The 12,280-nt window shown below is 57.3% G+C and carries 4 protein-coding genes and 1 pseudogene; all 5 read right to left on the bottom strand.

Annotated features, from left to right (window positions below):
- Window positions 1-6,197: glycerophosphodiester phosphodiesterase family protein (locus B5F54_RS16700; protein WP_087235286.1), on the bottom strand; the 6,197-nt coding region annotated here is incomplete at its 3' end.
- 383 nt (window positions 6,198-6,580) lie between these two features.
- A complete protein-coding gene (locus tag B5F54_RS16695; protein WP_087235285.1) occupies window positions 6,581-8,494 on the bottom strand; it encodes an ABC transporter ATP-binding protein in 1,914 nt (637 codons plus the stop codon).
- Window positions 8,484-10,232, bottom strand: coding sequence for an ABC transporter ATP-binding protein (locus tag B5F54_RS16690; protein WP_087235284.1), 1,749 nt, complete (start codon window positions 10,230-10,232; stop codon window positions 8,484-8,486). Before B5F54_RS16690 ends, B5F54_RS16695 begins: the two co-directional genes overlap by 11 nt.
- An 80-nt stretch (window positions 10,233-10,312) precedes the next feature.
- Window positions 10,313-10,783, bottom strand: coding sequence for a MarR family winged helix-turn-helix transcriptional regulator (locus B5F54_RS16685; protein ID WP_172749780.1), 471 nt, complete (start codon window positions 10,781-10,783; stop codon window positions 10,313-10,315).
- Window positions 10,784-11,429: 646 nt separating this feature from the next.
- Window positions 11,430-12,280: pseudogene (locus tag B5F54_RS16680) on the bottom strand (FIVAR domain-containing protein); the annotation flags it as partial.

Raw genomic sequence — 12,280 nt, 5'->3', positions numbered from 1 at the left:
TACTCGGCAGCGTCAAAGCTGTCTTCCGCAATGGCTTCGCTGTTCACGGTGACGCCTGCGATCTCGCGGCCTTCCACGCTGGGCGTGAAGGTCAGCTCGAGCGCATCGTCCGCCATCACGACGTCTTTATATGTGCCGATCAGGTTGGCAATCGTCTGGCTCTCGCCGCCGATGCTCAGCTCCACCGTGTTCGGGAAGGTGACCGTCAGCATGTGCTCGCTCGGCTCACCATCGACGGTGATGGTGACCGGCGCGGTGTAGAGGTCATACGTCTTATCGTTCATCTGGGAATCCACGCGCAGGGTCACGGTAGCGGTGCCCGCCTTGAGGCCCGTGATGGTGTTGCCGGATACGTCGATGCAATCTTCGCCGTCCAGCACCACGATTTCCGGCGTATCGTAGGTGACAATGTCATGGACGTTCGTTTCGCCGGTTGCCTTCAGGGAGATGGATTCGCCCGTACCGACGGTGTACGCATCCTGCTCCGCTTCAGCGCCAAAGACATAATCCATGGCCCAGTTTGCATAGTTGGTGGTCAAGCCGTTGATGCCGTGGTCGATGGCCCAATCAAAGGCGCTGCGGTTGTTGTAAGTCCACGGCCACAAGGTCATGCCGCGGCCCTGCATCTGCTCCACAAACATCTCGTTGTGGATCGCCGCGTAGGAGGGGTTGAAAGTCGTATTCATCGGCAGGACCTGGTTGAGTGCTTTGCTTACGGTCTCCATGGGGTTGTCTGCATTGACTCTGCCCACGCCGCTGAGGTAGCCGAGGGAAAGGGTCGGCAGCTCTTCCAGTGCAATCGGCACGCTCTTCGCGTTAAAGGTGATCGCGCACACCTGGTCTTCCAGACCATATTCCTTGACCAGATCCAGGGCGGCTTTTTCAATGCCATCCGAGTTATCCTTCAGTTCCAGGAACAGGACGACGTCCTTGCCCTGCATGTATTCCAGCTGCTCGCGGAGCGTGGGGATCTGCTCGCCTGCGAATTCCGGCCCATAGTAGGAGCCCGCATCCAGCAGCTTGATCTGCTCCAGGGTGAGGTCCTTCGGACGGCAGTTCTCACGGGTCACGCCGTTGGTGAACACGCTGTCCGGAATCTTTGTATTGGTGAGGATGTCGGTGGTACGGGCAAAGGTATCGTCGTGGAGGATGATGACCTCGCCGTCCTTCGTGAGGTATACGTCGTTTTCAAACATCTGCGCGCCGAAATCTTCAAACGCCATGATATAGCCTGCCATGGTGTTTTCCGGGGCGTTGGCGGGAGTGCCGCGGTGCCCGATGATGAAGGAGCGGCGCGTGATGGTGCGGTCCGTAAAGATCTCCGCAAGGTTGCCCATCTGCTCCGGCTCGCTGGTGATCACGCCGTTTGCACCGGACTGGATGGCCTTAAACTGGCCAACTACGGTGTCGTCCGAGAGCACCCAGACGGACATCAGGCGGCGCTGCATTTCTTCGACGATCTCCTTCGTCGCAGCGGACTGCCGGATGATAATGTTCTTCGCCTTTGCGACGTTGGTGTTGCCCACCGCCTCATAAGCGTCTTCCAGCGTCAGGGTTTCCTGATCCAAAATCAAGCTTGCGCGGGTGGTGGTCGCCTGATCGCGGAAGGAGCGCAGCAGGTCGCGGTCCGTGCTGGCCACCTGCAAATCGACCAGATTGTTTTCCTCAATATAGGCTGCCAATGCGTTTGCTGCATCCGCATCGTCCAGCTCCAGCAGCAGGATCAGCTTGCCATAGAGCTTGTCGATCACATCTGCCAAGCTGCCCAGGCGGGTTTCGCCGCTGTAGCAGACCAATTCGCCGTCTTCCAGCTCGACCTTGAGCATCACGCTGCTGGTCACGTCGTCGTTGATCAGCGCATCCGCATCGTCCAGGCTGGCGAGGCTGTCTGCAATGACCGTCGGGGCGGATACCAGGTTTTCATTCAAGGTTTTGACAGGCGCATAGCCCTCCATCAGTTGCCCTTCAACGGTGATGGTGACCGGCGCGGTGTAGAGGTCATATGTCTTATCGTTCATCTGGGAATCCACGCGCAGGGTCACGGTAGCGGTGCCCGCCTTGAGGCCCGTGATGGTGTTGCCGGAAACATTGATGCAATCTTCGCCGTCCAGCACCACGATCTCCGGTGTGTCGTAGGTGACAACGTCGTGGATGTTTGTTTCGCCGGTTGCCTTCAGGGAGATGGATTCGCCCGCATTGACGGTGTACGCATCCTGCTCCGCCTCAGCGCCAAAGACATAATCCATGGCCCAGTTTGCATAGTTGGTGGTCAAGCCGTTGATGCCGTGATCGATGGCCCAGTCAAAGGCGCTGCGGTCATTATAGGTCCACGGCCACAAGGTCATGCCGCGGCCCTGCATCTGCTCGATGAACATCTCGTTGTGGATGGCTCCGTAAGAGGGGTTGAAGGTCGTGTTCATGGGCAGGACCTGGTTGAGCGCTTTGCGCACTGTCACCATCGGGTTATTGGTGTCCACGCTGCCCACGCCGCTGAGGTAGCCGAGGGAAAGGGTCGGCATCTCGTCGAGCGCAATCGGCACGCTCTTCGCGTTAAAGGTAATTGCACACACCTGGTCTTCCAGGCCATATTCCTTGACCAGATCCATGCATGCCTTTTCAATGCCGTCGGAAGCGTCCTTCAGCTCGAGGAACATCACCACATCTTTGCCGATCATGTATTCCAGATGTTCGCGGAGCGTGGGGATCTGCTCGCCTACGAACTCCGGCCCATAGTAGGAGCCAGCGTCCAGCAGTTTGATCTGATCGAGTGTCAGATCCTTCGGGCGGCAGTTCTGGCGGGTCACGCCGTTGGTGAACACGCTGTCCGGAATCTTTGTATTGGTGAGGATATCGGTGGTACGGGCGAAGGTATCGTCGTGGAGGATGATGACCTCGCCGTCCTTCGTGAGGTATACATCGTTTTCAAACATCTGTGCGCCAAAGTCCTCATAGGCCATGATAAAGCTCGCCATGGTGTTCTCCGGTGCGTTGCCGGGGGTGCCGCGGTGCCCGATGATGAAGGAGCGGCGCGTGATGGTGCGGCCGGTAAAGATCTCCGCAAGGTTGCCGAGCTGCTCCGGCTCGCCGGTGATCACGCCGTTTGCACCGGACTGGATGGCCTTAAACTGGCCAACTACGGTGTCGTCCGAGAGCACCCAGACGGACATCAGGCGGCGCTGCATTTCTTCGACGATCTCCTTCGTCGCAGCGGACTGGCGGATGATGATGTTCTTTGCCTTTGCAATGTTGGTGTTGCCCACCGCCTCATAAGCGTCTTCCAGCGTCAGAGTTTCCTGATCCAAAATCAAGCTTGCGCGGGTGGTGGTTGCCTGGTCGCGGAAGGAGCGCAGCAGGTCGCGGTCCGTGCTGGCCACCTGCAAATCTTCCAGCTTGTTCTCGTCGATATAGGCTGCCAATGCGTTTGCCGTATCCGCATCGTCCAGCTCCAGCAGCAGGATCAGCTTGCCATAGAGCTTGTCGATCACATCTGCGAAGCTGCCCAGGCGGGTTTCGCCGCTGTAGCAGACCAATTCGCCGTCTTCCAACTCGACCTTGAGAATCACGCTGCTGGTCACGTCGTCGTTGATCAGCGCATCCGCATCGTCCAGGCTGGCGAGGCTGTCTGCAATGACCGTCGGGGCGGATACCAGGTTTTCATTCAAGGTTTTGACCTGTGCATAATTGTTTTCCGGCTTCGGGAGCTCCGGCAGCGGTTCCGGATTCAGACGGACCGTCAGGTTGTCGAAGCGCACCGTCACATTGTTGGACTGCAGGCCGATGTCGCCCGCAGTAAGGTCGGTTGCCTTGTCCGTAAAGATCAGCTCTTCGCCGTCGATCCACTGCTTCACGCGCTCACCGGTGATGGTGAGCTTCAGGTGATGCGTGGCGCCGTATTCCATCTTCTCATCAAAGGATGCGGTCTCGCGGACATCCCAGGAACCGCTGGCCGTCATGGCGGCAAACTCCACGCCGTTCGTCGCGGTGGAATCCTGGCGCACGGCAAACTGGTAATACGGACGGTCCTCGTTCTGGATGCGGTACATGATCGAAGCCCAGCGCGCGGAGTCGCTTGCCGCCATAAAGGTCATATCCGCCTCGATGGTGTAGTCCGTCACGCCTTCCGGCATGGGGACGATAAAGCGGGTGCTTGGCTGCATTTCCAGGAAATGGTTGCCGCCCTCTTCCTTGATTTCGTATCCGCCGCCGATCTGTTTCCAATCTGCCGGCAGGGTTCCGTCTTCAAAGTCAACGTTCATGAACACGTCGTCGGTTTCATCCGCACGCACCCAAACCAGGATGCTGTCGGACGCGCCGTCGATCGTCGCGGTTACGGTGGCGACGCCTTCGCCAACGCCGACGAACTGCCCATTCTCAATTTTTACTACAGACTCGTCGGAGGAGGCCAGGGCCATCCCTTCGGAGTCGCCGGAGAGGACCTGATTTTCCAGGAGCTCATCCACAGCGTCGAACTTCAGCGCGGATACCGGGACGCTCTGCCCGACCACGCCTGTATAGATGCTCTGCTTATCCTGTACATGCAGTTCCGTGATCGCCGGTTCCCGGTCGGACGGGGTGACCTCGATCTCCTTTGTGAACAAGCGGTTCGCCACGATCACCGAGATGGTGGCCTTGCCGGTGTTCAGGGAGCGGATGGTGCCATCCTCCAGGATGCGCAGCACGGCCGGGTCGCTGGAATAGACCTTTGCGTCCTTCCTGTCCACTGCGATGGTCGCGCCATTGGAGCATGCCGCAGAAATTTCCATCTCCGGCAGGACCGAAAGCTGCTCGATGCTGTCCGGCAGTCCCTCCACGTTGAGCGTGTCGATGTCCAGGCGGCGGATGACGAGGTTGTCAAACGTGGCTTTCATCTGGTCCACCTGCAAGCCGAAGCGGCCGCGCGCCTGCAAATCGCTCTCCATGGTGGCCGGGCGGGAGGTTCCCAGGTGCTCATAGGTATTGACGCTGTGGTCAAAGCGCTCTTCCTCTTTCGAGCCGGTGCGCACATGGGTGAGGTTCTGGCCCAGCGCCGCGATCGAGAGATGGTACGTATCGCCAACCGTCAGCGCCTGGGCCTCGCTGGTGCCGTCTGTGTTGACAAACGCGGTGGGCCAGGTATTGTCCGTGCCCTTCATGGAGATCTCTCCGGCACCGTTCAGGCGGTTTGTGAAATGGTAGTATCCAAAGCCGTTGTCCTGCGGGGCGCGGTAGAAGGCGGAAAGCCAACGGCCCGTATTGACCGCGTCCTCAAAGGTGACGTCCAGGTCATAGGTGAAGTTATCGCCCAGGGCGGGGAGGGCGATGCGGCGCTCGATTTCCCCGCTGCGGGAGAAGTCGGCCACAAGCTTGCCGTCCTGCACGGACCAGCCGGTCTCCTGGCCTGCCGCCGGGGCAAAGCCCTCCGGCAGTTCCCCGTTCGCTACATCGTCAAAATTCTGCTGGTAGATGACGCCGTCGTCGGTGTTTTCCACCACTTCGGTGGAAAGGCTCATATTGCCAAACCCGGCGGTGTCGTTCCAGAAGCTGGTGCGGTCATTGGTCTCCCAGAGCAGATAATCCACTTCGCCGGAACCATGGGAGGCGTTTTTGTTATCCACACCGATGTCAAATCCAAAGTCCTTTTGCAGATAGGGGTCGATCCCCAGGCTGTCCCACGGCACTGCAATTTCCGCAGTCCAACCGTTGTCCGTATCGGACGTGGCAGCCAGGATATTGCGGCTCAGTTCTTCGCGGGCTTCCTGCGAGGCAACGACGCCGCCGCCAAAGAGGATATAGGGGTCGAACGCGTCGTCGGGGTTATAGCCGACGCCGATCTGCCAGTCGTTCTCCGTATAGGGAGAACTCTTGTGGTTGGTCTTGTCGAAGAACAGGTTAACCACGTCGCCCTCCATCCAGGCGCTGCCTGCGATGCGGTCGGTATCGTTTTCCACCTGTACCGCGACATACAGATACTGATAATCCCACAGGACGTCAAACGACGCGCTGTGCTCCGTCCCACCCTGCAGAGGCTTTTCCATCGCATGCTGCATGGACCAGACGGAGTCGCCCAACTGCCCGTCGATGACCGGCATAGCGCTGACCATCCGGGGCTCCAACTGGGCAGTCTCCTGCTGGGCTGCATACGCCACCGGCAGGCCGCCCATCGCAGCCGTTATCTGGGTGGCCGCCAGCAGGGCGCAGAGTGCCTTTTTCACATTCATTCGGTTCCCTCCAAATCTTACTGTATCGTTTGCCTACATTCGTACGAAAGAAAGCCTACAACATCTCTGTTGGAAGGAAATAAAAACCATGTTAATTTCCATTTAATTGTTATTGTAAAAAATTTTACATAAAGTTGTCGAATTAGCCTTCCTATCGCGGAAGGATATTCGTTATTATGCCTAATAATCAGTCGCGTCATATTGGATTGTTTCGGCATCCTCCCGAGGGCACCGGCGCAGGCCAGGCTGCTTCCCGGCAACGCCCGCCGGGCAAAACGAAAAAGGCGCGGCCCCGCCGCCCGGTTTTCCCGGGAAACAGCGGGGCCGCGCCCCTTTCCGATCCGATGGTTTTCTTTGTACCTCGCCCAGAGCAGCCAAGCGGATTAATCCAGCTCCAACGCGCCTGTATACAACTGATAGTAGGTGCCCTTGAGCTTGATCAGGTCTTCGTGGGTGCCGCGCTCGATGATGCGGCCGTGATCCAAAACCATGATCGCGTCGGCATTCTGCACGGTGGACAGGCGGTGCGCAATGACAAAGGTCGTGCGTCCAGTCATCAAGGCATCCATGCCGCGCTGCACAATCGCCTCGGTGTGGGTGTCGATCGAACTCGTCGCCTCGTCCAAAATCATGACAGGCGGGTCGGCGACCGCCGCGCGGGCAATGGCCAGCAGCTGGCGCTGGCCCTGGCTGAGGTTCGCGCCGTTGCCGGTCAGCATGGTGTTATAGCCTTCGGGCAGGCGGCGGATGAAGTCGTCCGCACCGGCCAGCTTCGCGGCCGCGATGCACTCATCGTCGTGGGCATTGAGGTTGCCGTAGCGGATGTTTTCCATCACGGTGCCGGTGAAGAGGTTGGTATCCTGCAACACGATGCCGAGGCTGTGGCGCAGGTCCGCCTTCTTGATCTTATTGATATTGATATCGTCGTAGCGGATCTTGCCATCCGCGATGTCGTAGAAGCGGTTGATCAGGTTGGTGATCGTCGTCTTCCCTGCGCCGGTCGACCCAACAAAGGCGACCTTCTGGCCCGGCTTTGCATACAGCGAGATGTTATGCAGCACCGTCTTGCCCGGCTCATAGGCAAAGTCGACGTCGTAGAAGCGGACGTCGCCGCGCATGCGTGTGTAGGTGACCGTGCCGTCGTGGTGGGGATGCTTCCACGCCCAGACGTTGGTGCGCTCCGGGTATTCCTCCAGGGTGCCGTCGGCGTTCTCACGGGCGTTGACCAGCGTGACATAGCCGTCGTCGGTCTCGGGTTCCTCGTCCAGCAGGGCGAAGATGCGGTGCGCACCGGCCAGGCCCATAACGACCATGTTGACCTGGTTGGACACCTGGCCGATGGCGCCGGCAAACTGCTTGGTCATGTTCAGGAAGGGCACGACAATGCTGATGCTGAATGCCATGCCGGAAATGCTGAAGTTGGGCGCGCCGTTCAACAGCAGGGCGCCGCCCACCAGCGCGACAATCACATACATAACATTGCCGATGTTTGCCAACAGCGGCATCAGGATATTCGCATAGCGGTGGGCCTTTTCCGCGTTGCCAAACAACTCGTCGTTGACCTTATCGAAATCCTCTTTGGCGCCTTCCTCATGGCAGAAGACCTTGATGACCTTCTGGCCGTTCATCATTTCCTCCATAAAGCCCTCGGTGCGGGCGATGGCTTCCTGCTGCTTGAGGAAGTAGCGGGAGGAATGGCCGCTGACGTAGCGGGTGACGAAAAACATGATGATGACGCCCGCAACGACGACCAGGGCCAGCCAAATGCTGTAATAGACCATGATGCCGAAAACGGTCAGCAACGTAATCGCGGAGATCAAGGTCTGCGGGAAGCTCTGGCTGATCATCTGGCGCAACGTATCGATATCGTTGGTGTAGTAACTCATGATATCGCCGTGGTTATGGGTATCGAAATAGCGGATGGGAAGGTCCTGCATATGGTCAAACATCTTTTCACGCAGCTTGGCCAAGGTTCCCTGGGTGATCGTAGCCATCATCTGGGTGTACAATACACCGGCAATCAAACTGATGATATACATGGTAACCAAAATTGCCAGCAGGCTGAAAATACGGCCCGAAGCCGAAGCCCAGTCACCGGTCTGGAAGGTATCCTCCACAACGGCGATGACGTTCTGCATAAAGACGGAAGGCATGGAGCTGACGACTGCGTTGATAATAATGCAGACCAGCGTGAGCGGCAGCATCACTGGGAAAAAGCGGAAGATGGTGCGGACCAAGCGGCGGAACACGCCCTTTGGCGCGCGGCGGCCCCGTGCAGTGCTGGTGTTATTGGGCATCCTTCTCACCTCCTGCTCTGTTCTGCGAACGATAGATGTCTCGGTAAACCTCATTGGTTGCCATCAGTTCCTCATGGTTGCCGATAGCCTTGATGCAGCCGCCTTCCATAACAATGATGCGGTCGGCATCCTGCACGCTGGCAACACGCTGGGCGATGATGATCTTGGTGGTCTCCGGGATAAACTCGCGGAAGCCTTTGCGGATCAGCGCATCCGTACGGGTATCGACAGCGCTGGTGGAATCGTCCAGGATTAAGATCTTGGGCTTTTTCAGAAGCGCGCGGGCGATGCACAAACGCTGCTTCTGGCCGCCGGATACGTTCGTACCGCCCTGTTCGATCCATGTATCGTATTTATCGGGGAACTGCTGGATGAACTCGTCGGCCTGGGCCAAACGGCAGGCCTCTTCCATCTCGGCGTCGGTGGCGTTGGGGTTGCCCCAGCGCAGGTTGTCTTTGATCGTGCCGGAGAACAGGACGTTCTTTTGCAGCACCACAGCCACCTGGTTGCGCAGGGCCTCCAGGTCGTACTTGCGCACGTCAACGCCGCCAACGCGGACGCTGCCTTCGGTCACGTCATATAGGCGGGGGATCAGCTGGACCAGGGACGACTTGGACGAACCGGTGCCGCCCAGGATGCCGATGACCTCGCCCGACTTGATGTGCAGGTTGATATCGGCCAGCGCCATGCGGTCGGCCTTTTCAGAATACTTAAAGCTGACGTTGTCGAAATCGACAGACCCGTCCTTGACCTCGGTCAGAGCGTTTTCCGGGCTTCTCAACGAGCTTTCTTCGCTGAGCACCTCAACGATACGTTCGGCGGATTCAATCGACATGGTGATCATAACAAACACCATGGAGAGCATCATCAAGCTCATCAAAATCTGGAAGCTGTACGTCAGCATGGAGGACATCTGGCCAACATTGAGGGCCAAGCCGCGGCTGGTGATAACGGTATAGGAACCGTAGGACAACACAAAGACCATGCCGGCATAGACGCAGAACTGCATCATGGGGTTGTTGATGGCCATAATCCGCTCGGCGCGGGTGAAATCCTTCCGGACGTCTTCGGCCGCAACACCGAACTTTTTCTTCTCATAGTCCTCGCGCACATAGGACTTCACGACGCGCATGGCCTGTACATTCTCCTGAACCGAATCGTTCAGCGCGTCGTACTTGCGGAAGACGCGGCGGAACAGCGGCGTCACGGCGCGGATGACCAGCACCAAGCCGATGGCCAGCAGAGGGATGGTGACCAGGAAGATCATGGCCAGGCGCCCGCCCATGATAAAGCCCATGGCGAACGAGAAGATCAGCATCAACGGGCAGCGGATGGCGATGCGGATAATCATCATATAGGCCATCTGCACGTTGGTGATGTCGGTCGTCAGACGGGTAACCAGGCTGGACACCGAGAATTTGTCGATGTTTTGGAACGAATAATCCTGAATTTTGTAGAACATATCTTTGCGCAGATTACGCGCAAAACCGGCCGATGCGGTCGCACAGGTCGAACCGGCCAATCCGCCGAAGATCAGCGAAACAATCGCCATGATGATCAGTGCCAGGCCATACTTGACAATGACGTCCATGGAGCAGCCGGCCTGCATCTGGTTGACCAGATTGGCGATCACGAAGGGGATCGCGCATTCCAAGATGACCTCCACTGTGACCAGCAGAGGCGTCAGAATGGAAGCCTTTTTGTACTCGCGGATACTGCGGGCCAAGACTTTTATCATTTTAGACATTCCTCCTTTTCCCTTGTTCGGATGTGTCAAGTTGTACGTCTGTTTGTTGTGGTTACGAACTTTTTCTTTCCTTAGTGCGTTGTGTCGGCGGGTGGGCAAGAAACGGTTTGATTCTCCCAGTTGTCCAGATTCCGCGACATCTGCGCTGCCATTTCTTTAAACAGCTGCACCTGTCCGTCTGAAAGCCCCCGTGTCAACATGCGTTCCGTCTCACGCAGGCACGCGCGCACCTGGGCGTCCAATTCCGCTGCACGTTCGGTTGGGACCAGGCTTTTCAGCCGGGCGTCGCTGGCAACGCTTTCCCGCCGGATAATGCCCTTTTTCTCCATCAACTGTAAAATACCAGTTGCTGTCGAACGGCTGAGACTAAACACTCTTTCCACGTCACGCTGAAAGACCGGGGTTTCTTGGTAATGGGCCAGAATATAGTAGATTACCCGGCTTTGTACTGCCGTAATGTCCAGATCCCACAGCGTTGCATTCAGGCGCTTCTTGACTTTGTGCGACAGCAGGTTGATCCATGCGCCGCAGTCCTTTTCCACTTCCGTCTCACAACCTTTCGCAAAACCTTCCATTTATTTAGTTTGGACACGAACAATATAGTACCCCATTTTTTTTATGATGTCAACCCCTCAAATCCGAATATTTTATACAAGGTTTCAAGCAAAATCCGGGTGGTTTTCTCTCTTTTTCATGCCCATCCGTTAAAAGTAGGGGTTTCCCTAAGTCTGGGAGAAAAGACGATCGCCAAACGTTTTAATAGGCTCAAAATGTCCACTTCGGTACAAATTATTTTACCGCTTCAATTGGGTTAACATCCCTTTCGACCCAAAGGCACACAGTGCCTTTCGCGGACCTCCGGTCGGGACGCGCCTACGGCGGGCACACAGTGCCTCTCGCGCCTACGGCGTTCCCTACGAAAGCAAACTGCGAGGAGTTTGTTTTCCGCTCCACAGGGGAAGCCCTACAGAAGCAAGGGACAAACTTCCTAAAGACAGGAAGCCATCGTTCGGCATCCGATCTGAAAGAGAAAAGCATTGAATGATAGAAAAGGCCCCAACCCTGGGGACTCTCCCGGGGTTGGGGCCTCGTTGCTTAGAGGGAAACTGCCTTCCCTTTTTGTTTTTCATTTCCGATTAGCCAATGGCTACCGTGCAATGGACGCATAGCGTCCGTCTACGAAAGCACTTAGCCAATCGTTACTGTGCAATGCTTGACCGCGTTCTGGCCCGGCAGGGTGGTGTAAACGCCCGTGCTCTGGCCCGGCGTGCCGATGGCATAGACTCTGTAGTAGGAATCGTTGCCAACCTTCGCCACGAACTGCGTCTTCAGCACATCGCCATTGCCGACGGTAAAGCCCGGCGTCATGGCGTTGCCGTTCACGACCGTCATCTTGAAGCAGTATGCGCTGCCTCTCTTCAGATTGAAGTTGACCGTCGTATCGGAAACCACATACGCATTCGCTGCCACGCTCTGGCTTGCAGATACAACGCCCGCTGCGCCGTATGCGTTGCCGACGTTGGCAGACGTGCTGCCCTTCGAACTCGTGGAGGTGCTCTTCTCGACCAGACCGTCGATGCTGTTCTCCAGCGCCTCGACTGCGTCTGCAACCTCTTCTTCGGTCGCTTCTGCGTCGTTCAGGACTGCCTTCGCAGTGCTCAATGCGGCCTTCATCGTTGCCACGCTCTTTGCCGTGTACTTATTGGTGTTGATCGCTTCAGCTTCCCCGATCAATGCTTCCAGAGCATCCTTATCCGGGATCAGGCGCAGGGCGGAGATCGCCGCTGCCAAATCTTCTGCTGCGGTGTCCACCGCATCCTGCGTTGCGTTTGCATCTTCCAGCACGGTCTTTGCTTCGGCCAGGACGGTCTCAAAGCTCGTCCATGCGTCGTTCTGGATGTACTGGTCTGCATTTTCGACAATGCCGTCGCCCTTGAGGACCAGCGCTTCCAGCTCGCTGATGTCTGCGCGGTAGACCAAGCCATAGATGGCGTCATACAGCGCATCCACCGCTGCGGTGATGTCCGCTTCCAGGACTT

This window comes from Anaeromassilibacillus sp. An250, from assembly GCF_002159845.1.
GTDB lineage: Bacteria > Bacillota > Clostridia > Oscillospirales > Acutalibacteraceae > Anaeromassilibacillus > Anaeromassilibacillus stercoravium.
The sequence above is the reverse complement of the archived record's forward strand: the minus strand, read 5'-3'. Positions and strand labels throughout refer to the sequence as shown.